The 23211-nt window shown below is 44.6% G+C and carries 23 protein-coding genes; 8 read left to right on the forward strand and 15 right to left on the reverse strand.

Features of this window, described 5'->3' with window-relative positions; translation table 11 throughout:
- The first annotated feature begins 65 nt into the window (after positions 1-65).
- The 3 genes from ACZ5ZC_RS21900 to ACZ5ZC_RS21910 are packed head-to-tail and all read left to right on the forward strand — an operon-like array spanning position 66 to position 2427.
- Complete coding sequence (locus ACZ5ZC_RS21900; protein ID WP_054868011.1) at positions 66-446, forward strand: RidA family protein; 381 nt, start codon at positions 66-68, stop codon at positions 444-446.
- Between the two features lie 15 nt (positions 447-461).
- Positions 462-1739, forward strand: coding sequence for an L-cysteine desulfidase family protein (locus ACZ5ZC_RS21905; RefSeq protein WP_440873164.1), 1278 nt, complete (start codon positions 462-464; stop codon positions 1737-1739).
- A 28-nt stretch (positions 1740-1767) separates the two neighbouring features.
- The gene (locus ACZ5ZC_RS21910; RefSeq protein ID WP_176319622.1) at positions 1768-2427 is read left to right on the forward strand and encodes a helix-turn-helix transcriptional regulator; all 660 of its coding nucleotides are present in this window, start codon (positions 1768-1770) and stop codon (positions 2425-2427) included.
- Positions 2428-2445: 18 nt separating this feature from the next.
- On the opposite strand, the gene ACZ5ZC_RS21915 is transcribed toward ACZ5ZC_RS21910, so the two are convergent.
- Together ACZ5ZC_RS21915 and ACZ5ZC_RS21920 are read right to left on the reverse strand one after the other, a co-directional pair.
- Positions 2446-2694, reverse strand: a complete 249-nt coding sequence (locus ACZ5ZC_RS21915; protein WP_054868008.1) for a YkgJ family cysteine cluster protein — start codon at positions 2692-2694, stop codon at positions 2446-2448.
- A 126-nt stretch (positions 2695-2820) separates the two neighbouring features.
- On the reverse strand, positions 2821-3069 hold the full coding sequence (locus tag ACZ5ZC_RS21920) for a GlsB/YeaQ/YmgE family stress response membrane protein (protein ID WP_005397239.1): 249 nt from the start codon (positions 3067-3069) through the stop codon (positions 2821-2823).
- Positions 3070-3257: 188 nt separating this feature from the next.
- Here ACZ5ZC_RS21920 and ACZ5ZC_RS21925 point away from each other — a divergent pair, with 188 nt between their 5' ends.
- On the forward strand, positions 3258-3698 hold the full coding sequence (locus ACZ5ZC_RS21925; protein ID WP_005384948.1) for a YcgN family cysteine cluster protein: 441 nt from the start codon (positions 3258-3260) through the stop codon (positions 3696-3698).
- 271 nt (positions 3699-3969) lie between these two features.
- On the forward strand, positions 3970-5568 hold the full coding sequence (locus ACZ5ZC_RS21930) for a mechanosensitive ion channel family protein (RefSeq protein WP_005397241.1): 1599 nt from the start codon (positions 3970-3972) through the stop codon (positions 5566-5568).
- 69 nt (positions 5569-5637) lie between these two features.
- Here the strand turns inward: ACZ5ZC_RS21930 and ACZ5ZC_RS21935 are convergent, their stop codons facing one another.
- The 10 genes from ACZ5ZC_RS21935 to gap all read right to left on the reverse strand — a co-directional run bounded on the left by ACZ5ZC_RS21935 (position 5638) and on the right by gap (position 15752).
- Positions 5638-5922 (reverse strand): putative quinol monooxygenase, encoded by a 285-nt coding sequence (locus tag ACZ5ZC_RS21935; protein ID WP_054868007.1) that lies wholly within the window; start codon positions 5920-5922, stop codon positions 5638-5640.
- Between the two features lie 17 nt (positions 5923-5939).
- A complete protein-coding gene (locus tag ACZ5ZC_RS21940) occupies positions 5940-6335 on the reverse strand; it encodes a VOC family protein (protein ID WP_054868006.1) in 396 nt (131 codons plus the stop codon).
- Positions 6336-6486: 151 nt separating this feature from the next.
- Positions 6487-6786 carry a ribbon-helix-helix domain-containing protein gene (locus ACZ5ZC_RS21945; RefSeq protein WP_031780613.1) on the reverse strand — a complete coding sequence of 100 codons (300 nt, stop codon included), beginning with the start codon at positions 6784-6786 and terminating at the stop codon, positions 6487-6489.
- Positions 6787-6922: 136 nt separating this feature from the next.
- Positions 6923-8500 (reverse strand): alkaline phosphatase, encoded by a 1578-nt coding sequence (locus tag ACZ5ZC_RS21950; RefSeq protein ID WP_464932286.1) that lies wholly within the window; start codon positions 8498-8500, stop codon positions 6923-6925.
- Between the two features lie 397 nt (positions 8501-8897).
- Positions 8898-9257 carry a hypothetical protein gene (locus ACZ5ZC_RS21955; RefSeq protein ID WP_047010122.1) on the reverse strand — a complete coding sequence of 120 codons (360 nt, stop codon included), beginning with the start codon at positions 9255-9257 and terminating at the stop codon, positions 8898-8900.
- Positions 9258-9508: 251 nt separating this feature from the next.
- Positions 9509-10456, reverse strand: a complete 948-nt coding sequence (locus tag ACZ5ZC_RS21960; RefSeq protein ID WP_464932287.1) for a ChaN family lipoprotein — start codon at positions 10454-10456, stop codon at positions 9509-9511.
- 97 nt (positions 10457-10553) lie between these two features.
- Positions 10554-11381 (reverse strand): 23S rRNA (guanine(745)-N(1))-methyltransferase, encoded by an 828-nt coding sequence (rlmA, locus tag ACZ5ZC_RS21965; protein ID WP_047010124.1) that lies wholly within the window; start codon positions 11379-11381, stop codon positions 10554-10556.
- 96 nt (positions 11382-11477) lie between these two features.
- A complete protein-coding gene (locus ACZ5ZC_RS21970) occupies positions 11478-13514 on the reverse strand; it encodes a methyl-accepting chemotaxis protein (RefSeq protein ID WP_054868004.1) in 2037 nt (678 codons plus the stop codon).
- 199 nt (positions 13515-13713) lie between these two features.
- The gene (locus ACZ5ZC_RS21975) at positions 13714-14598 is read right to left on the reverse strand and encodes a D-hexose-6-phosphate mutarotase (RefSeq protein ID WP_012841555.1); all 885 of its coding nucleotides are present in this window, start codon (positions 14596-14598) and stop codon (positions 13714-13716) included.
- 158 nt (positions 14599-14756) lie between these two features.
- A complete protein-coding gene (gene gap / locus ACZ5ZC_RS21980) occupies positions 14757-15752 on the reverse strand; it encodes a type I glyceraldehyde-3-phosphate dehydrogenase (protein ID WP_012841556.1) in 996 nt (331 codons plus the stop codon).
- Positions 15753-16089: 337 nt separating this feature from the next.
- Between gap and msrB the strand changes: the two genes are divergently transcribed.
- Positions 16090-16500 carry a peptide-methionine (R)-S-oxide reductase MsrB gene (gene msrB, locus ACZ5ZC_RS21985; protein ID WP_005396508.1) on the forward strand — a complete coding sequence of 137 codons (411 nt, stop codon included), beginning with the start codon at positions 16090-16092 and terminating at the stop codon, positions 16498-16500.
- A 115-nt stretch (positions 16501-16615) separates the two neighbouring features.
- Here msrB and ACZ5ZC_RS21990 read toward each other — a convergent pair whose 3' ends face one another.
- Entirely contained in the window at positions 16616-17437 is an 822-nt protein-coding gene (locus ACZ5ZC_RS21990) for a DUF2989 domain-containing protein (RefSeq protein WP_048625826.1), read from the reverse strand.
- A 101-nt stretch (positions 17438-17538) separates the two neighbouring features.
- Here ACZ5ZC_RS21990 and ACZ5ZC_RS21995 point away from each other — a divergent pair, with 101 nt between their 5' ends.
- Positions 17539-17823, forward strand: coding sequence for a YeaC family protein (locus ACZ5ZC_RS21995; RefSeq protein ID WP_005380700.1), 285 nt, complete (start codon positions 17539-17541; stop codon positions 17821-17823).
- Between the two features lie 105 nt (positions 17824-17928).
- On the opposite strand, the gene ansA is transcribed toward ACZ5ZC_RS21995, so the two are convergent.
- Both ansA and sppA read right to left on the reverse strand, forming a co-directional pair.
- Positions 17929-18942, reverse strand: a complete 1014-nt coding sequence (ansA, locus tag ACZ5ZC_RS22000; RefSeq protein WP_046874512.1) for an asparaginase — start codon at positions 18940-18942, stop codon at positions 17929-17931.
- A gap of 164 nt (positions 18943-19106) precedes the next feature.
- A complete protein-coding gene (gene sppA, locus ACZ5ZC_RS22005) occupies positions 19107-20957 on the reverse strand; it encodes a signal peptide peptidase SppA (RefSeq protein WP_464932288.1) in 1851 nt (616 codons plus the stop codon).
- A gap of 224 nt (positions 20958-21181) precedes the next feature.
- Here sppA and ACZ5ZC_RS22010 point away from each other — a divergent pair, with 224 nt between their 5' ends.
- On the forward strand, positions 21182-23194 hold the full coding sequence (locus ACZ5ZC_RS22010; RefSeq protein ID WP_168187874.1) for an NADPH-dependent 2,4-dienoyl-CoA reductase: 2013 nt from the start codon (positions 21182-21184) through the stop codon (positions 23192-23194).
- The last annotated feature ends 17 nt before the right edge of the window (positions 23195-23211 follow it).

The raw sequence follows: 23211 nt of genomic DNA on the forward strand, positions 1-23211 counted from the left end.
CGCTAATACGGAAGTTAAATTAGAAACTTCTTAATAAAAAATAAAATTTATGTGAGGATTTAAAAATGAAAAAATTGATTTCATCTGAACACGCGCCTGCTGCTATCGGACCTTATTCACATGGCACTAGCTATGGCGATTTGATTTTTACTTCTGGCCAATTACCCGTTGATAAGGCAACAGGAAAAGTAGTTGAAGGCGGCATCAGTGCACAAAGTCATCAATCTCTTACTAACTTGAAGTACGTTTTAGAGGCTGGTGGTGGCAGTATCGATACTGTTTTAAAAACAACGTGTTACCTATCGAATATTAATGACTTTGCCGAGTTTAACAAGGTCTACGCAGAGTTTTTCCAACAAGATTGTCCGGCACGCAGTTGCTTCGCAGTGAAAGATTTGCCTCTTGGCGTGTTAATTGAAGTCGAAGCGATTGCTCATAAAAAGTAATACGGAGAGCAGAGCATGAACCAGCAATGGACACAATATATCCAAATCATTAAGCAAGTCGTGAAACCTGCATTAGGATGTACAGAACCCATTGCTGCTGCGTACGCGGCAGCAGTTGCTAGAAAAGAGTTGGGCGCATCCGATATTGATGCGATAGAGGTGCGTGTTTCAGACAACCTATTTAAAAACTCGATGGGTGTTTTCGTACCCGGAACGGGCAAGATAGGCCTCAAAATTGCCGCCTCAGTTGGTGCATTAGCCGGTGACCCAACAGCAGAACTGGAAGTGTTGGCTCGGATTAATGAGCAGGATGTCGCTGCTGCGCAAAAATTGATAGATGAAGAGCGAGTAACCGTAGCGCGCATGGATACGCAAGAATTCATTTATTGCAACGTAACGCTCTCCTCTGGTGACGATGTTGTTTCGGTCACGATCAGTGGCGGTCACACCAACATTATCCAGATCATGCGCAATGGCGACGTGATTTTTGATGCTCCACCGCAGCAACGCGTTGCGACCGCTTCCGTTTGTGAAGGTGTGGATATTTCGATCAAACAAATCTATGAGTTTGCCACTCAAGCGCCTTTTGAAGAGATCAAATTCATTCTCCAAGCTGCAGAGCTTAATACCTTGCTTGCTCAAGAGGGTATCGACCGAGGTTACGGCCTAGAAATTGGACGCACGCTAAAAGGCAACATCGAGCAAGGCTTATTGGGCAATGACTTAATGAGTCGTATACAGATGATGACATCCGCGGCGTCTGATGCTCGCATGGGAGGGGCGACGTTGCCAGCCATGAGCAATTTCGGCAGTGGGAACCAAGGTATTGCCGCTACAATGCCAGTCGTAGTTGCGGCTGAAGCATTCCAAAACGACGAAGAACAGTTGGCACGCGCGTTGATCATGAGTCATTTAGGGGCTATTTACATCAAATCTTATTACCCACCGTTATCCGCTTTTTGTGGCAACACTGTTACCAGTGCGGCAGCTTCTATGGCGCTGGTGTATTTAGCTGGTGGTACATTTGAACAATCATGCTACGCCATTCAAAACGTCATCAGCGACAGTTCAGGTATGGTGTGCGATGGTGCGAAGTCCTCTTGTGCGATGAAAGTGTGTACTTCATCGACAACGGCGGTGCGCTCATATTTGATGGCGATGGGTAACCACAGTGTTAAGAATCAAGGTATAGTAGGCGAAGAAGTTGAGCAAACGATAAGAAATGTAGGCTCAATGGTTCGTTTCGGTATGCCGTATACTGACAAATCTATTATCGATATTATGTCGGCCTAACCTCCAGTTTTTGCTAAGGGAAGTAACATTGCTACTAAAGAAACTCACCAAGAGTGATCTCGATATTTTGAACTCTATGAAAAACGTCGTGGATGGCATTGCACGCATGTATGGTGAACACACTGAAGTGGTTCTCCACAGCTTAGATGCCGAAGCGCCGGAAATCATCAAAATCGCAAACGGGCACGTGACGGAACGCAGTGAAGGTGCCCCAATTACCAACTTAGCGAGAATGAAGTTAAGAGAGGGCAAGGACGTTTCTGATTCGTACCTGACGAAAACGTCGAACGGAAAGACCTTGCACTCCATTACGACCATTGTCAGAAATCCAAAAAACAAACCGATTGGTTTGCTGTGTATCAACGTGGATATGGATGCACCGATGCAGGCGTTTTTAAAGGCAATGCTGCCTCAGCAACACTCCGAGTGTTGTGTTGGTGGTGCTCGCTCACCAGAAACGTTTGCGCGTAATATCGATGAAACCATCATCAGCACGATAGAAACCGTACAAACAGAAGTGTGGGAAAATGAAGCCATTGCGCCTTCTAAACGTAACCGTGAACTGGTGACGCGACTGCACGGCTTGGGCATTTTTAAATACAAAGATGCTGTTTTAATGGTTGCAAACCATCTTGGCATTTCGCGCGATACCATCTACTTGTATTTGCGAGAGCTTGGTAACGACTAAACGGGGGCTCTGAATAGATTAAGTAAGTTGCTCTAGCTCAGTGATGTTGTCGAGCGCTTCTTGGTTGGTTTTGCCACACACAACCGGACACGGTTTAAAATCGTGACAAACGTTAGGGCGCTCAGGCTTACCAAACAGCTTACACAAATTTTCATCGTTGAGTTGTACGCAACGAACACCTGCTGGTTTGCCCTTGGGCATTCCAGGTATCGGTGAAGAGATACTTGGCGCAATACAGCAAGCTCCGCATCCTAGTCGACAATCCATAATGTAAACCTCTTAAAAATTGAGGGGCAATTATGGTCATTTTGACGTGGATTGGAAGAGTCGCTTAAGAAAAAATAAAAAGGAGCACTCAATAGAGTGCTCCTTTTGGCTTCTAAACCGTTGTGATCATCTCAAGAAGCGGTTGTAAACAAACAGCAGAATAAATGCGCCTAGCGTTGCGGTGATGATGCTACCGATATTTACGCCAGTTGCCCCGCCGAAACCCAGAATACCGCCAAGAAAGCCGCCGACAAACGCCCCAGCAATACCGAGTAGCATTGTCGCAATCCAGCCACCCCCATCTTTTCCTGGCATGAGCCATTTTGCGAGTGCACCGGCGATTAAGCCCAAAATAATCCAAGAAATAATACCCATGAAAACTCCTTAATGCCTTCTTGATCAATTGAGTAATGGAAACTCGTTTAAGGATAGAACAGTAAAGCGAAAGTAGTTGAATATCTCTACTGTTATGTGTGAATGATTCGAGATCTTCTCAAAACTTGAACTTTTGCGTCGAGAGGGGTATAAATCGCCCCCTAAATTCCCTTGGTGAGACCTGAAGTATGAGCACTCCATTTTGGCAAAGTAAATCGTTAGAACAGATGACAGAAGAGGAATGGGAATCTCTCTGTGATGGTTGTGGTAAATGTTGCCTGCATAAGCTAATGGACGAAGATACCGACGAAATCTATTACACCAATGTGGCCTGTAGCTGGCTAAATAGCAAAACGTGCTCTTGTAAGGATTACCCAAATCGTTTTACTTCGGGTGAAGAGTGCACCAAGCTGACGCGCGAAGACATTGACGATTTTACTTGGCTGCCGCATACGTGCGCTTACCGCCTGCTGGCTGAAAAACAGCCTTTACCAGAATGGCATCCGTTGATTACGGGCTCGAAATCTGCGATGCACGCGGCGGGCGAAAGTGTCCGCAATAAAGTGGTATACGAGATTGATGTAGTGGATTGGGAAGACCACATTCTGAATCACCCCAATCGCCCGTAGTTAAATGTACACAAGCCTTTCATCTAATAATGAAAGGCTTGTTTGTTATTGGGTTTCTCAACTTTGACGCCCAACTAACGAAATGCTGCTCAGTTTATTATTTAGTGTTGTAAACTTAGGTATATAATTTCAAGGCTTTACACTTCTATTCTTGGTCGTTTTGATCAGAACTGTTCCCTAAGAGGTAAACATGACGTTTCATTTCCCCCAGAAAATACGCCTGACATCTTGGGTGGCATTATTCGCGCTCATCCTCGGTATGATGGCCCCGATGGTCATCAATGCGAAAGATATTCAGGATACGCCAGAGCCCTCTGCTGCCGAAACTTCTATTGATAACTTGAATCGAGAAATTGTGGATTTATCCCAAGGTCTCTCGCAAGCGAGTGGTGATGAGCGCGACGCGCTTCAACTGCAGCTGTTCCAAAAAAATGAAGAGTTAAGAAGTCAGTTAGCATCAGCGATTGAACGTGAAACTATCCCTCGTGACAAATTGATCTCCTTGGTTAAAAAGCAGGAAAAATACTCCGAGGACGCCACGAACTATCTGTCGGAAAAAATAAAGAAAGTCGTTGAAGATTTAAATAAAGCCAAGGATGAAGAGAAACTTGCTCTTGTTAATGATTACCGAGAGTTACAGCATTACCTCGATGTCAGCTTCGATTCAAGTTGGCAAAACCTTGCTTGGCTGAAAGAGTTAGGGGCTCAAAATGAGCGCGCAGAAGCGGAACTAAAGGATAAAGTTGATAAACGTATGCGTTTGCTGTCTGCCTCAATTGAGTACTTGAGCCAGCAAAGTGAAATCATCGGCTCTCAACTTTCGTCAAGCCCTGAATCGGAAAAAGCGTCACTGCAGCTTAGTCAGCTTATTACTAAACAAAGACTGAATATTGCGACGGAAAGCCTACGCAATTTAATTTCGATTGGCGATAAAGTCGGTTTAGAAACGTCCGAATACAAACGCCAAATTTTCGAAGTGACAGGGAATATCACCCATGACTTGCTGAATACCAAAGTAGTGTGGTCAATACTGAGCCATTGGTCCAACTCTGCGCTAGACTGGTTTGCCGAAAATGCGCCGCAGCACATTTTCCAGTTGTTTGTATTTGCGCTGATTTTATTGATCGCTCGTGGGCTCGCGAAGTTAACGCGCAAAGTGGTCAGCAAGGCGGTTTCATCGAAAAACTTAAAGCTCTCACACTTGATGCAGGATTTCTTTATATCAATGTCCGGCAAATTCGTGTGGGTGATTGGTATCATGGTGGGCCTATCTCAGCTTGGATTGAACCTAGCACCGATCCTAACTGGTTTTGGTATTGCTGGTGTGATTATCGGCTTCGCTTTGCAAGACACCTTGTCCAACTTCGCGGCGGGTATGATGTTGCTTATTTACCGCCCATTTGATGTTGGTGACTTTGTGTATGCTGGTGGCGTGGATGGTAAGGTAAGCCATATGAGTTTGGTGAACACCACAATCCGTACGTTTGATAACCAAATTATTATTGTACCTAACAGTAAAATTTGGGGAGATGTCATTAAGAACGTCACACACGAGCGCATTCGCCGTGTGGATATGGTGTTTGGCATTGGCTATGCGGATGACTTGCTGAAAGCCGAGTCAGTGCTGTCTGATATCATTACTTCTCACCCTGCAGTACTTCGTACACCAGAGCCGATGATCAAAGTGCATACGTTAAACACATCATCTGTAGACTTTATTGTTCGTCCTTGGGTAAAAACTGATGATTATTGGGACGTGTATTGGGATGTGACAAAAGAAGTGAAACTGCGCTTTGACCGAGAAGGCATTTCGATTCCTTTCCCACAACAAGATGTGCATTTGCACATGGTAGAGAAGCAAGACGCGTAATCACAGCCACAACAGTACGAAAAGGCACTCTAGTAAAGAGTGCCTTTTTATTTGCATTAAGCGGTGTTTTTACAGTTCGTTAAAGAACGCCAATTTCGGTTCGCATTCTAACAAGTTGTCGATTTGGCTAATCAAAAGAGCAAAGTGTTCTGTTTTACCATGAAGATCGAACGCTTGTTGGTCTTTAAATTGCTCTTGAAAAACGAAGTGGCACGCATTGTCTTTATCTTGGAATAACTGATAACGAACACAACCTTCCTCATTGCGAGTGGGTTCAAGTACTCGGGTGAGCACTGCTTTCAGTTCTTGTTCTTTTCCCGGTTGTGCGTGAAAGGTAGCAGTCAAGTGAATCATGATGTTTACTCTTTTTGTTATAGGTAACGCCCTTGGCGTTGTAAGAACTCAATTTTGTAACCATCAGGATCAGTCACAAAAAAGAACGTTGCCAAATGCTTTTGTTGGTGATCAAAAGCTTTGATGTCACCCGCTTCAATACCGAGAGATTTAATGCGTTTGTGAGTTTGTTCGATGTCCTCTACGCTGACAGCAAGGTGACCGTAGCCTGAGCCGTGAGTGTAAGGCTCAGTTTGATCGTGATTGTGTGTTAGCTCTAATTCAAAGCCAGTTTCTTCGTTGGCTAGATAGGTCAGAGAAAAACCATCAAAGATGTATTGGTCTTTGATTTCTAGCTCAAGTACGTCGCGGTAAAATTGTAGAGAACGGTCCAGATCGCAGACTCGGATCATGGTGTGAATCATTTTTGTCATGGGTACTCCTTGATAGTCCGCATAGGTTAGCGAGTTCAAAAGGAGTCTGGGTAGTACTCTAGTACGACAAATTAGAACATGCTCAATGGCTTACAACTCTGTTGCATAGCTTATGAAGGTTATTGGTAGGTTGGTCAGCGGTTGGTTGTTATTAAGTGTTTAGTTGTGTCAGTGCTTGACGAATCGTCTCTTTAGGTTGGCGAGCGTAAGTGAGACAGGCGCAGCGGAGTAGGGAGGCAAAGTTGTTTACTTCACCATTGTATTCGAGCGCTTCTTGATAGACCGTACTAATAAACTTAGGAACAGTCATGTTTTGAGCGTTAGCAATTTCCTCAAGAATCGTCCAAAAGCTTGCTTCAAGTTTTACACTTGTGGCGTGACCATCAATACGGATAGAGCGGGTGATGAACTGATAGTTGTCTTGGGGCTGCTTAGCAAATATTTCGCACATTTTCTTCATTCATATAATCAAAGACCTATAATTATTGAGGTTTATTGTTTAAAACGTCAACTATTTTCATGCATAAAAAAACGCTCCCTTACGAGAGCGTTTGAACATCACGAGTCGTGAAGTAAGTGCAAGCCGATTATTTGATTTGTTGCTTTAAATACTCACCTAACTGAGAGTGGTGCATGATTTTTGATACCGGAAGGATAGTTTCTGCCGGCCCCCAAGCAAATACGTTGACTGGGGTATGCGTATGAGTACCCGTTCCCCATACTGTGTTTTGCTTTGTTGCATGCTCACGAGCTAGCAAGTTGCCACGGTCGTTGTAAGGAAAGAACGCATCAAAGTCATTGATTGTAGGAACGTTCTCTTCGCTTAAGTATTTGTGTCCAGCGAGTCGGTATGGATTTGGTTTACTTGCTAATACGCGTTCTGCTTGCTCAGGCGTAATCGAAAAAGCGCTATTTGCATTCACAATTTCTGCAAACTTCTCTGGTGTTTGAGCTTTCTTATCAAGCGCTTGGAATTCGCTGATCATACCGTAGTAGCTTTTCTTCTGGTTGTATAAACCATCGAGGATTTCGAACTGACCAAAGTTGAAGTTTGGCGCGTAATCTTGATTTTTGAATGCTTCGCCATCGCGTTTTTGCGGTTTAGGCAAGTTTGCTGATGAGTAACTAAAGCCGAAAGAACCGGTCTCGTGGTCAGCGGTAACAATGATCAGTGTGTCATCACGGCCTTTTGCCCACTCATAAACCGAGTCTACCGCTTCGTCGAACTTGATCATTTCATGCAGCATCGTACCCGCATCGTTACTGTGGCCAGCCCAGTCAATTTGACCGCCTTCAACCATCAAGAAAAAGCCGTCTTTGTCTTTTGAAAGGATGTCGATTGCTTTGGTGGTCATTTCTTCCAGTGATGGCTGCGTACGTTTTGGATCGTTTTTGTTTTGGCTGTAGGCAATACCATCGTTCATGCCCGAGTAAGCAAAAAGTCCAAGTAATTTGTCACCTTTAGCTTGTGTGAGCATATCGCGGCTGAAAGCCAGGTTGTAACCTTGGTCTTGCGCCTCAGTCAGCAAGTTGCGCTCATCTTTACGTTTCGACTTTAGGTAGACATTACCTTCAGTGAGCTTTTCAAGTTGCTCGTATGTCTCTCCCTTGTCGTTTGTCGACTTTGGAATCCAATGACGAAGTCCGCCAGACATCATCACGTCTACGCCAGTTTCTAGCATGTCCGCCGCAATACTGTTTTCTAGAGAACGGTGTGGTTGATGAGCGGCAAATGCGGCTGGCGTTGCATGAGTCATACGTGTATCAGAGACGAGACCCGTAGCCTTACCTTTGCTTTTGGCTTTTTCCAAAATGGTTTCAACGTGGTTGCCTTGGCTATCAATGCCAATGACTTCAGAAGCGGTAGGTATTCCTGTTGCTAGCATCGTTGCGGAGCACGCAGAGTCGACGACAATCGCGTCTTCTGGATTGGTCAGTGATGATCCAATCACACCTTCTTGAGCGAGTTTATACAAAGCGGTAGTTTCGCCTTTGTAAATCGAGTTAGGTGCGTGTTTGGCGTAAGTCTCTAGTAGACCAACTTGTTGAGGCCCCATGCCATCGCCGATCATCAAAATAACGTTTTTGATTTCGGCCGAGAGTGCATTAAAAGAGAGGATTGATGCTGCCACTGCGGTAACGATTGGAGATACTAAGCGCTTCATTATATTTTCCTTGTTTATTGAAAGCGCTGGCATTAAAACAATGATTTATGACGATTTTGTGTCGGTAATAAAAGTTTAACTAAATTGTCGTCTTTGCTTGGGTTTGTAGAAAAAGTGAATCAGCCTCTAACGTTTGTGAATTTAGAAAGAAGAAAGCCCACAAACGTGGGCTTGGATTACGCTTAGGAGTTGAAAGCATGGACTAAAGTTATCCATTCAGTGCCTTCACAAGAAACCTAGTTTAGGGAGCAATAAACGAGTATGCGTTCTAAGGTCATAAGAGCGGTCGAATTGAGGAGTATATAACCTACGTTTACGACATATCGTTCTTTGACGTATCAAATTATGGGCTGCAGTTAGTGATTTATTCAAATAGGATTTATTGTCGTAACGATTATTAGACCAACGCTAATATGATGCCACCGACAGTGAGGGCCGCAGAAAGGTATTGACCCGCAGAGTATGAGCCGTCTTCTTCTTCCTCGATTTTGTCAGGGTGATCCATGCCAAGTGCGCCATGTGTAAAGGACTCCACTTTTTCACCAACAGATTTATCTTCTGCTTCTACTCTCTTACTGTCGTGTTCGATTTGCTGCAGAGCGGCGAGGAGCGCTTTGCCCTCCGTAGACAGTGTCACCTTATTGTGTTCGACTTTTAGCGGCGAAGCGTTGCCTTCCTCTTGTGCAATACTTGTTTGCTTAGAGGCGACAGATTGTTTGGCATAGCTATTAACAGAAGTGCTTCCTACTGGATTCATCGAATACTCCTTGGAACATCGACACTCGTTCACTGAGTGCGGGTAAAAAGCAGTTATATTACTATCGGCGGCAAATTCTATTTCTGAAGCTATTTGGATAAAAACAGGTCTGCTTTTGCCGCTTCTGGTTTCTATTCGTGATCATTAGCAAAAAATAGACCAGCAGGAAGCAGACCGTTGTCACTCTATGAACTCGGAGCAGTGTGATGATGCAACGCAACGACAAGGTAGTAACTTAAATTGGAGACCAGCTACTTACATTGAAGATCGCTATTGCGCTTAGTGAGGTGTTGATATGCCGCCATGCGGTGAGCATCTTGTACATACCGTACTGGTGGTGCAAGAACCTCTAACTGATAATCAGTATGATCAGCAAGCACATTATCTGTTGGGCTAATTACAACTACTTTTAAGCTCGGATTGCGGCTTAAGATGGATGCAGCCGTACCTAACCCTTGCTCGGTATGAAACTTGCCCGCGACATGAACAACCTGAGCTCCTGGTGTGGCGGTTAGGTAGTTAACAATAGACTCTGCCATGGTTTCATCCCAAGTTATTTGAGCTGCAAACTGTTTCTCGGTTTGTTCTGGTTTCCCATGATGCATGGATGCCATAAACTTCTCTTTGTATGGACTACTGGCCGTGTTGATGGATTCTGCAATAAACGCTCGCTGCTCATCATCGAGCTTGTTAACGTAGTCTATCCCCTGACGACCAATACATCGGACAATGCCCTTTGGTGCATTCGCAGCAATCACCGGGAGATTTTTCTGCTTAGCAAACTCAACGAGAGGGCGATAGTCGCTCTCATAATTGGGCCAAGCATTGGCTTGTTTCATCAAGTACTGTTCACCGATTTCCCCACGCAGGTAAGCGTCAACAACAGGTTGTTTGTCGCGGGTAAATTGTTCCATTGATAACGCGAGTGGGCGGTCATAAGATGAAAGTTGTTTGAGCATATCGGTTTGAAAGCGATGAACGCCGGCATGTGTGTGCCATTCACCAATAAGAATGACATCTGCTTGTTGCAGCTCTTTTGGTAGTTCGCTTAGAGCGATGTGCTCGCCAGAAGGAGTGTAAAGTTGGTAGTCGTAAAAAGTAGTGACTTCCGCAGAGGTAGGGTGAGAGTTGGTTGATGGAACAGAAGAACAACCAGTAAGTAAGCCAGCAAAGAGCAAGCTTAAAATAGAAAAGCGCATTGAAAAGCCTCCAAAAATGTCCGGATGATATTAATGGAGGCTGAACAATGAATCAATATAAATGATAACTATTTGCGTTTATTGTCTGCCACTATTATTACTGAGTGGACTTTTTGCGATATACGCGTAGCATAAAATCAGCCTCACATTGATAGAGTGTAGTGGACTTCAATTCTTCACGAAGTGCATCGGTTGCTTTCCATGCGAATGGCGTCATTTGCAATAAATCGAATGCGGCCCCGTCCTTCAAATTCATAACATAGTTAAGATGTTGTTGATGCTCTAATTCATATCCTTCAATATGTTCTGGCTCTTCACTGTGAAGACGAACATCTTGATAAATGCGTTCACGTAGTTGGTATAAGTGACGGCTTGCAGGTGTCACCGTGATGACCACACCGTTCTCTTTTACAACGCGCTGAAGCTCTTCTGCCTTGCAAGGGGCATAAATGCGCAAAATAGCATCTAAGGATTCATTCGCGAAAGGAAGCCGATGGCTAGAAGCGACGCTAAAGTGACACTGTGTGTAGCGCTTCGCCGCATAACGAATCGCAACTTTTGAAATGTCCAGTCCATATATCGTCGCATCGTCCGTTTGCGTTTGTATCGTTTTCTGCACTTGATCCGTGTAGTAACCCTCGCCGCAACCAATATCTAATAATTGATGATCGGTTCCCTCTGTGTATTTCGCACACAGCTGCGCAACCTCTTGGCGCATTGGGTTGTAGTAATTCCCCTCAAGGAATCGACGACGAGCTTGCATCATCTCTTTATTGTCACCAGGATCTTTAGAACGTTTGTGGTGCGCTGGCATCAAGTTAACGTAGCCTTCTTTTGCTAAGTCAAACTGATGATTGTTTTCGCACTTAAACGTTTTTTCATTTAACGCTAGAGCTTGGTGGCATAAAGGGCATTGATAGTTCATGACGATCTCGAACAGAAAGTAGGGCGGCAAATTCTATCAAAAAGCGTGGTCTCAAGTGAAACAAAAAGAGCCGATGGAATCGGCTCTTATTAAGTATTAGTGGAAGAAGTCGACTTGCTCTTTCAAGTTCCGAGCTTGTTGTTGCAGTTCAATGGCACTTTGCGAGGTTTTCGCGCTGGTGTCGCGGCTTTCTCGGTTTAGCTCACTGATAGAATGGGCATTTGCAGCAATTTCTTGGGATACTTGCGCTTGCTCTTCTGAGGTCGCAGCAATGGCGTCGGCTTGAGACGCTATCGACTGGACTTGTACTGCGATGGCTTCTAATGCTGTACCCGCGTCTTGTGCTTTGTCTAAGACCTGGTTGGCACTGCGTTGGCTGTCAGTCATCATATTAACTGCATTATGAGTAGAGCCTTTTAGCTTCTCAATAATTTCAACTACATCCTGAACTGAGCTTTGTGTACGGTGCGCAAGTGTGCGCACTTCATCTGCTACAACTGCGAAGCCACGACCTTGCTCACCTGCTCGTGCGGCTTCAATGGCTGCATTCAACGCAAGTAGGTTGGTTTGCTCTGCAATCTCATCAATCATCTTCGTGACGGTTTGAATACTCTCACTATCGCGATTGACTTGCTCGATAGCCGCTGCTGATTGATCCAACTGATCGTTAAGTTGAGCAACATCGATACATACGCCTTCTACAATCGCGAGACCAGATTGACTATCGGTATTCGCTGAGCGTACGTTTTCCGCAATGCTTTCTACTTGCTGCGCCACCGATTGAGCAGAAGAGGCCATCTCTTCGATTGCTGTTACCACTTGTTCTACTTCTTCTTGTTGGCGGTCAGCTTGGGTTAAATTGCTATGGGCATCATTGGCAACGCTGTTGGAGTTGCTCTCTACTAAGTCGCTTGTGGAACGGATCTTACCAACAAGTTCATTGAGTTGACTTGCCATACTGGCGACACCCGTATTCAGGTTCGTAATTTCATTTTTTGATGCCTTACGAGACGATGGGACGTTCAAGCTGACCTCGCCGCCCGCCAAGCGAGTCATATAGGAGTTTAGAACGGTCAGAGGTTTTAAGCTGCGATTCAAGAAAAGTGTCAGTACAACAAAAGTAATGATTGCCGCTACCGAAGAAATGATGGCGATAAGTTTGAGTAGTGTATCACTGCCTTTGGTCACTTCTTTGATGAACGTACCACCCAGTAGTTTCCAGTTCCAGCCTGGTACTTCGGTAAACACTAAGTACTTTTCGCCGACTGTTGAGCCGAATTGGTAAGGGTAGAGAATTAATCCGCTCTTTTGTTCAAAAATTTTATGGAAAGGCTTATTACCCTCGTAGTCACGAACTTCTGTGATTGAAGGGTCGGTTGCACTTTTGGTCGGATGGAGTAGGTACTTACCAAGATTGTTGTAGTCGTTGTCGACAATGATGGTATAGCCAGTATCGCCCCATTTAATCTCCTCTAGCGCATCGAATAGCGTTTGTGTTGCTTGATCTACGGGCAAACCAATAAACGATAACCCTGCAACTTTTCCTGTAGCATCTTTAATTGGAGAGTAATAGGTAATGTAGCGTTCGCCGTACAACTTTATTTGAGCGTAATATGGCTGACCAGCTTTTAGTTGCTGATAACCTGGGTGGTCGAGACCTAGTGTGGTTCCCACTGCTCGTTGACCTTGTGGATCTTTTAGTGAGGTAGATACACGGATAAAGTCATCTCCCAAAGGCGCGAATAAAGTCGCGATAGCACCGGTATCACGTGTGAAGCTATCGACCAGCTTTGTGTCGTTAATTAAGCTTTCACTGTATTGAGTGATGTTTGGTATTTCATGCCCCATGAAATCAACCGTATAGTTTTCGACATAAACACCGGCAAGGTAGCCATTACGAAAAGTGGACTCGAGCACTTTAGCGGTATGCAGATAAGCATCGAATTGGCCAGCAATGGTTTTAGCCATCGACTCTACTTTAGATTGGTGCTCTTTAAGGGTGCTTTCCAATAGAACATCGGAAGCGTTACGGTAAACAAGCGCAGCAATACTGCTGAAAGCAATGAATAGACACAAAGTGATAACCAGCTTTAACTGGAATCCGACACTTTGATTTCGGTATCTCTCTAACATAGATCAGTTCCTGATATTTTTATTATTTATGAGTTTTGTATCGGCATGCTATCGGTTTATATGATCGAATTTTTTGATATTTATTAATGAAATAGTCAAAAGTGACTGATAACCAATAAGTTAGTTGAGAGAGGACCATCTAGGTGGGGCTTTTATTACAAAAAAGGTCGGGTATTCCCGACCTTTGATCTGGTTATAACTACTGCACTGAAATTACAGTGACAAGTTCATGAGTCTCACCTGGCTGGAGCGTTTTACCTTGCTCGATACTTGGAGCGTGAACAGTAGATTCAACACACAGCATGGTTTGGTAACCATCGTCAGCCATATCAGCCATACCTTGTGCACCTTCTGCCCAAGGGTTCCAAAGTACCGCGGAGTTATGACCATGGTTTTCCACGCTTAATGTACGATTCAGTTCCGGATCTTTTACCAAAATTTTCGCTTCTGGTTGCGTGTAAACGCGATCAATGGTGTCTGTGAGTTGCAGAACATCACCACCTTGGCATACCGCATCAGCTTTCAAGCTATCAATGTACTCGGCACCCATGCCTGTCGTTTGTGCTTGCTTAATGTCTCCAACGTTTAGGTAAGTATGTAACGCGCCAGAGAAGGTCCAAGCTTCGTCATCGATGTTCATGACTTTGAGTGTCACTTTTAGCTCATCGCCAACTTCAACCACCAAACGAGCGTCAAACATATGTGGCCAAATATCGTGGATTTCTTCTGTCGGGAACAGAGCAAGTTCAACAATCACGCCGTTATCGTTCTCGCGATGTTCAACCAGCTCCCATTCAGCAGTACGTGCGAAACCATGAGCCGGTGCTGCAATACGCCCAAACCATGGCCAGCAAACGGGAATGCCGCCTCGCAGAGCTTTTTTCCCGTCGAAAATTGCCTTCTCGCTCATCCAAATCAAATCTTCATGACCAGCAGGAGTGAACGAAACAACGTGACCACCATGTAAGGAGATGCCTGCTGTCGCTTTCTCATGAATAACACGTACTACTTTGACCTGATCAATTTCAACGACAGTAACGTTATCAGATAACACGGTTAGAGCTGGGAGAGTTTTTAAATCCATGTGCTGTTTCCTATCATTGGGGAAAGTAGGGTTTCGACATCCGTCGCAAATACAATGCAACAGCGCCGAGGTATTCTCTCAAATTCCAGATACAAAAAAGGCGACTCTAGAGCCGCCTTTTCTTTAACGAAGTTATTCGCTAATTGCTAACTATCTAATTACTTAGAGATGTGAGCGATTAGGTCTAGAACTTTGTTTGAGTAACCGATTTCGTTGTCGTACCAAGATACAACTTTAACGAAGTTATCAGTTAGAGCGATACCAGCTTTAGCATCGAATACAGAAGTTTGAACTTCACCGATGAAGTCTTGAGATACTACTGCATCTTCAGTGTAACCTAGAACACCTTTTAGCTCGCCTTCAGAAGCTTCTTTCATTGCTGCACAGATAGCTTCGTAAGATGCGCCTTCTTTTAGGTTAACTGTTAGGTCAACTACAGAAACGTTAGCTGTTGGTACGCGGAAAGCCATACCAGTTAGTTTGCCGTTTAGTTCTGGAAGAACAACGCCTACAGCTTTAGCAGCACCAGTTGAAGATGGGATGATGTTTTGAGAAGCACCACGACCACCGCGCCAGTCTTTAGCAGAAGGACCGTCTACAGTTTTTTGAGTTGCTGTAGTAGCGTGAACTGTAGTCATAAGACCAGATTCGATACCGAACTTGTCGTTAAGAACTTTAGCGATAGGCGCTAGACAGTTAGTAGTACAAGAAGCGTTAGAAACGATGTCTTGACCAGCGTAAGTAGCGTGGTTAACGCCCATTACGAACATTGGAGTAGCGTCTTTTGAAGGACCAGTTAGAACAACTTTCTTCGCGCCAGCTTCGATGTGCTTACGTGCAGTCTCGTCAGTTAGGAAAAGACCAGTTGCTTCTGCAACAACGTCAACACCGATTTCGTCCCACTTAAGGTCCGCTGGGTTGCGCTCTGCAGTAACACGTACAGTTTTACCGTTAACGATTAGGTTACCGCCTTCAACTTCAACAGTACCGTTGAAACGGCCGTGAGTTGAGTCGTACTTAAGCATGTATGCCATGTAATCTACGTCGATAAGGTCGTTGATACCTACAACTTCGATGTCAGCACGCTCTTGCGCTGCACGGAATACGAAACGACCGATACGGCCAAAACCGTTAATACCTACTTTGATAGTCATTATAGTTGCTCCACAACTTAATTTCTGATTAAAGATAACTGGTAGTAAAATTACAGAATCCAGTAAACATCTGCAAGTGATAATCGGACTTAACTTGTTTAAAGTCAAAAAAAAGCGACGCTTTTTTTAACAATTCTTCGCAAATGTTCGTTTTTTAAACTTTTAACTGATTCTTCTGTAGTCCAGTTGGCGTAATATAACTGGTGAGATAAGTGCTCTTATCAAATTAATTACGCATGGTGTCCTGGTGAGAAAGTATGTGCTACAACTGTTAAGAGAAGCAAGTTTTTTGCTAAAAAAGTCAATACCAAAAACAGTAAAGAAGGAGCAGAAAGTCGTGGAACAAAACGGGAAAAAAGTGGCGAAGTCAGATGAGCAGTGGCGTGAGCAACTTTCTGAAGAAGAGTTTCGTGTCTGCCGAGAGCAAGGTACAGAACCGCCTTTCAGCGGTAAACTACTGCATAATAAAGAGACGGGTGTTTATGCTTGTACCTGTTGCAATGCCCCTCTCTTTGTCTCTGATAACAAGTATGACTCTGGCTGTGGTTGGCCAAGTTTTGATGCGCCCATCAATGATCAAGCGGTGCGCTATTTAGAAGATCTGAGTCACGGAATGGTACGTACAGAGATTCGTTGTGCCACATGTGATAGCCATCTAGGGCACGTTTTTGAAGATGGCCCACAGACCACGGGTGAGCGTTTTTGTGTTAATTCAGTGTCGTTAATTTTCAACAAATCAGAACAATAACGACAAAATTGTGCTCGATAGTGTTTTATCCTTTCAATACGATTTGTTGTAAGTAGAAAACAGAGTGTAGTTTGACCCAAAGAAAAACTCCCGCCAATTGCGGGAGTTTTTTCGTTTATATCTCTTTGGGTATCATTGCTGGAGAGTAGTTCCCTCTCTCTATGGCTTTTGCCACCGATTCAGCTAATTCATCTAGCTGCTGATATTGCTCTGCATGACTAAAATTAAACATACGCTTGAGCTGCTTTTCATCAGCAAGCGGGACGTCGAATCTTTTTGCAACCATTGCCCACAGATACGCGCGCTCTTTTTCTCCAAGCCCTTGATGAATGCTTGCCATTGATTTGAGAATGATTGGATTAAGGTTGTCTTCATCTGATAAAGACAACGCTTTATTCAGCAGTATTAACGTTTTCTTGGCATCTCGATTAGTATAGAAAGTAGCTAATGCATATTGCATCTCAGCAGTATTTAACTTGGGTGAGCCTTCCATTTGTAAAAATGCGCGACGAGCTTGGATGTCACCCGTTTGAGACCACAAAAAATACAAAGTTGCGGGGTCTTCTGAGCCTTTTAACTCGTTTACGATGCGTTCTAGCTCATCAATACTGTGTACCAAAGCGTTAAAACGCTGTCTCTTGAGAGCACTTTGATCAATAGGTGTGATCTGAGAGGCGAGTTCTAAGCATTTCCTATATTCAGCGACCAGACCGTATTCGATAATTTGACTGGCTTCTGATGGATGTTTCAGTTGCTCAAACCGATGCCATACTAAGTTTGTTCTGGGAACTCGACATTGCCCGTCATCCATATTGAGCTGTTCGCAGCGCAGCTCTGGTGTTTTTTGGCACAACTCTTCGGTTGTCACGTTACCTTCGAAACAGCCCGTTAGTGCGAGACTTGTGAGGCCGAGAAGTAACCAGTGTGTTCTTTTCATGGCTTTGCTTGTGATCCGTTACACCAATTCATTTTCGTATTCTTGACTCAGTTTCTTAACCCGTTATGTTCTGTAAATAGAATGTAATAAGAAGGTACATTATGGACGCAGAACAACTATTACAAGCGATGACTCCAGAAGTTTATGATCGCTTAGTCTATGCAGTAGAAACGGGAAGATGGCCTGAGGGTACAACACTTTCTAAAGAGCAGCGAGATTCGTGTATGCAAGCTGTGATGTTGTATCAATCAAAACATAATACTGATGCGCAGCACATGACGGTTGCGGCAGGTGGTGAAATCAGCTTTAAATCGAAGCAAGAACTTAAAAAACAATTTAGCGGAGAAGAGAGCGACATTGTTCGTGTCAATCCGAACATTGATTAAGCGAACCTTTGATTTTTACAGGGTGTCGTTTACCGCTACTACTTTGACTTTAAAAGAAAAAAGCCCAATCTCTATTGGGCTTTTTAGATCGTAGTAAGCTTGAATTTACAGGCTCATCTCACCACGCAGTACTTGCTGCATTCTCTCTTTCACTTCTTCGTAAGAAAGGTTTTGGCTTAGAAGGTAATGCAGTTTTGCTAGTGCCGCTTCTGGCGTCATGTCAAAGCCGCTGATAACTCCAGAGTCTGCCAGTGCACAACCCGTGGCGTAGCCGCCCATATTCACCTTACCTGCCAAACATTGAGTTAGGTTCACGACAATAACGCCGCGCTCAGAGGCTTCTTTTAGGTGGCCCAGTAGCTCAGGGTTTTGAGGCGCGTTGCCCACACCAAAAGTCAGAAGAATCATCGCATTCACGGGCTGACGAAGCGTGTTTCGGATAACTTCGTGTGAAATGCCTGGGTACATGGTGATCACACCGATTGGTTGTGGTGTGATGTTGTGAACCTTAAATTCACCTTCTGGTTGTGCACCAACGGTTACGCTGTTGCTTACTTGAATATTGATCCCGGCTTCCAGTAGTGGAGGAAGGTTTGGTGAAGTAAAGGCATTAAAACCGTCCGCATGAGATTTTGTGCTGCGGTTACCACGCATCAACTGATTATTGAAGAACAAAGTAACTTCGTTGATCGGGTAGTTTGCGGCAATATGCAGAGCATTCAATAGGTTTGCTTGACCGTCAGAACGCAGCTCTGCAAGAGGGATCTGTGAACCCGTAACAATCACTGGCTTGCCAAGGTTTTCAAGCATGAAAGACAATGCAGATGCTGTGTATGCCATGGTGTCAGTACCATGTAGGATGACGAAACCATCGTATTTGTCATAGTTGTCACGAATATCATCCGCAATCTGCTGCCAGTCGGCAGGCGTCATATCTGATGAGTCAATCAGAGGATCGTATTCGTGGATAGTGTAATCCGGCATTTCAGGACGGTGAAACTCTGGCATGCTTGCTAGTTGCTTTTCCATAAAGCCAGCAACAGGCACATAGCCGTGATCCGATTTTTGCATTCCGATGGTGCCACCGGTGTAAGCGATGTAGATGTGTTTTCTAGTCATCGTTTTTTCTTTCATGTAGGGGAACAGAGGCGGGGATTATATACCTAAATAACCTTGAGATGCGAGGCTATGCGCACAGCATCAGAAAGTCATCTGAGGAGATGTTGAGCGTAATAAAAAGGGCACCTCAAGTAGAGGTACCCTTTGTAATATTAATGAAAAAGCTACTGCACTTGGCAGTTCAAACAAAATGCGTATTGACCTTTAGGATCGTTAAAGCTTTGTAGCAAGCTTGCGTCTTGTTCAAACTGTTGAGCTACGGGGTGAAGACTTTTTGGTAGCAAGCTGGTTGCATCAATACCTAGAGAGACTTTCACCTGTTTCATGAACTCTTGTAAAAATAGTTCAGTAGGAGAAAGCGGTTCTTCTACCCAGTAAATGCCGTAATCAGTCACATTCGCCAGTTTCGCCGCTAGTTCTACGGCATCATCAAAGTCACCCATTTGGTCAACAAGACCAAAGGATAGGGCGTCTTGTCCAGTCCAAACTCGACCTTGAGCGACGTTGTCGACTTCCTCTAGAGACATATCGCGATTCTCGCCAACCAAAGAAATAAAGCGCTTATAACCGTGCTCGATACCTAATTGGAATACTTGAGACGCGCCGTCAGAAAGGCCAGTGGTAATACCGTCACCAGAGAACGGCGATGTGCCAACGCCATCAGTATTAATGCCTAACTTACTAAAGCCTTTTTCAAACGTGGTGATGACGCTAAAGATACCAATGGAGCCCGTCAGGGTTGTTGGCTGAGCAACGATCTTGTCTGCGCTCATTGAAATCCAATAACCACCAGAGGCAGCCAAACTCGACATGGATACAACAACTGGCTTGCCTGCTTGTTTTAGTGCTTCTACTTCGTTGCGAATCACCTCAGAGGCAAAGGCACTACCCCCAGGGCTATCTACTCGCAACACGACCGCTTTCACCTTTTCATCATTGCGTGCTTGACGCAACAAGCTTGCGACGGTGTCACCTCCGACAGTACCACGAGGTTGTTGACCATCCATAATCGCGCCACTTGCTAGAACAACGGCGATATCGTGCTGAGGTAGTGTGTAATCAGGGCGAATCGTGGCGAGGTAGTCGTAGTAACCAATCGCGTTGTAGCTGTCTTTGCCGTCACTACCAAACTGTTTGGCAAATAGAGTGCGAATGTCTTGGCGTGTCGCGAGTTCATCAACCAAGCCCAGTTTAACCGCGAGCTGAGCAAGATCACCATCCACTGACTTCATTTCTTCAATCAGCTCATCCATGGTTGGGTTAAGCACTTTCGCATCAATATTTCGGTTTGTGGTTACATCATCAACAAAAGCACTCCACAATTGAGTAACCCAGCGTGTTGCTGACTCTTTCGCAGCATCGGACATGTCATCACGAATAAACGGTTCGATAGCGGATTTATAAGTACCTACGCGAAAAACATGAGTAGAAACATCAAGCTTTTCCAATAACGTTTTGTAGTACATTGAATAGGCACTGTAACCTTTAATCAATACGCCGCCATCAGGTGCCAGGTAAACTTTATCAGCGTAACTTGCCAAGTAATATTGGCTTTGGTTGTAGAAATCACCTACGGCGTAAACTGGTTTGCCTGACGCTTTAAATTCGTTCAACGCTTTCGCGATGTAACGTAATTTCGTGAGATTTGTTTCTGGCATGTCTCGCAGTGCTAGCACTAATCCAGACACTTTAGGATCGTCTTTCGCGTAGCGAATAGTATCAACGATATCGAAAAGGACGTTTTCTTTCGGTAACTCATTGCCCAAAAGGGAACCAGCAAAAGAGTCCATTGGATTTACATAGCGTCTTTGTTCGACAATCGGACCTGAAAGATTCATCACCAATGCCGACTCTTTTTCGACGACGGGTTGACCGTCTCCGGTATAAGTAAAAGCAAAGTAGAAAACGGCAATCATCAGCAAGAAGATCAGGTTTGCCAGTGCGAGTCTGATAAAGGTGATGCTCTTCCATATCCCTTTAAATATCAAACCAATAAATTTGAAGAGTTTTTTCATCTTGTCTCCATAACGAGATAGTTACGCCGAGTCTAACAAAGTATGGGTTCTTATCTCTAAGATCTCAAAAGATAACATTTTTTTAGCTTATCACGACCACTCAACAATTGGCATATTTTCACGCGAGATTGATCGGTGTTACAAAAATGTAAACGCTTGTTTGATTTTTTGGTTGAGCGGGCTTAATCTGGTCAGACCATGATAATAACAATGGATGTTAAGTGATGTCTGCCATGTACCCAAACCTATTAAAGCCACTGGATCTCGGTTTTACACAATTACGAAACCGAGTCCTGATGGGATCAATGCACACGGGCTTAGAAGAGCACAAAGAAGGATTACAGAAGCTCGCGGCTTTCTATGAAGAACGCGTGAAAGGCGGTGTTGGACTGATTGTAACCGGAGGTTTTTCTCCGAACTTACGCGGTCGTTTGCACCCATTGAGTGCTGAGTTCAGCAAGCCAAAGCATGCCAAGGCCCACAAAGTTGTGACAGAAGCGGTGCACAAGCACGGTGGCAAAATTGCCCTACAAATTCTTCATGCTGGGCGTTATGCCATGCATCCATTCTCGCAAAGTGCGTCTGGCATTAAAGCGCCAATTGCAAAGTTTGCTCCGAGTGAAATGAGCGACCGCCAGATTAAGAAAACCATTGATGCCTTTGCGAACAGCGCTGAGTTAGCCCAGCTTGCTGGTTATGATGGCGTCGAGTTAATGGGCTCGGAAGGTTACCTGATAAACCAATTCTTATGTAAGCGCACGAACATGCGTTACGACGAATGGGGTGGCAGTTACAAAAAACGTATGCGTTTTCCGCTAGAAATTGTCAAAGCGGTTCGTAAGGCGGTGGGCGACAAGTTCATCATCATTTTCCGTCTCTCTATGCTGGATCTTGTCGAGCAGGGCAGCACATTTGAAGACGTTATCGAATTGGCGAAAGCGCTTGAAGAGGCTGGCGTCACGATTATTAACACTGGCATTGGTTGGCATGAGGCTCGAATTCCGACCATTGCGACTCAAGTACCACGCGGTGCGTTTACGTGGGTTACGGAAAAAGTTAAACCTCACGTTTCGGTTCCTATCATCACTTGTAACCGAATAAATACGCCAGACGAAGCAGAACGTATTCTATCTTCTGGGCATGCCGATATGGTTTCGATGGCGCGCCCATTCTTGGCTGATCCTTACTTTGTTGCTAAAGCCGAACAGGAAAAAGCGCAGCTTATCAATACGTGTATTGGTTGTAATCAGGCGTGTCTAGATAACGTGTTTAAAGGTAAGCGCGCCAGTTGCTTAGTGAATCCACTTGCGTGCTATGAAACCGAAATTGTTGTTGAACCAGCCTTTAAGAAGAAAAACATTGCCGTTGTCGGAGCAGGTCCGGCGGGCTTGGCTTGTGCGACTACACTGGCTGAACGTGGCCATAAGGTTGATTTGTTCGAAAAGAACGACCGCATCGGCGGTCAGTTCCGTCTTGCGATGCAGATCCCTGGTAAGGAGGAGTTTCGAGAGACGATACGATATTTCGCTAACCGTATTGATGAAACAGGCGTGAATCTGCACTTATCGACGGAAGCGAACTATGACTTACTCACAGAATACGATGAGATAGTGATGGCATCGGGTGTCGAGCCACGTAAAGTCAATATTGATGGAATTGAGAACCCAGAAAAAGTCGTCGACTATCAAACACTCATTCGAGACAAAACGCCAGTCGGTGAGAAAGTGGCTATCGTTGGTGCTGGTGGTATTGGCGTAGATGTCGCGACCATGCTCACAGAGCCAGTTGGACAAACGTTGGATGACTGGTTGCATGAATGGGGAATCGACAAAGAGATGTCTCAACCGGGTGGTTTATACCCTTACCCTGATGCGGTCAGCGATAAAGAAGTCTGGGTGCTTCAGCGTCGTAAAGGTCGCGTAGGTAAAGGTCCGGGTAAAACGACAGGTTGGATCCATAAACGTACCCTTGAAAAAAGGGGCGTACATTTAGTCGGTGGCGTGTCTTACGATAAAATTGATGATCAAGGTTTGCACATTCATGTAGATGGAAAAGAACAATTATTGAACGCGGACAAAGTCGTCATTTGTGCGGGGCAAGAGTCTGTTCGTCCATTTGAAGATAAATGGTCTGAACTCGGAGAGAAGATTCATATCATTGGCGGAGCTGACCATGCGGGTGAACTTGATGCTGTGCGTGCGATTCGTCAAGGTGTTAAATTGGCGGTAAAACTCTAGCTTTTTAATGTGTGTTT

The sequence above is a fragment of the Vibrio sp. JCM 18905 genome, assembly GCF_055393305.1.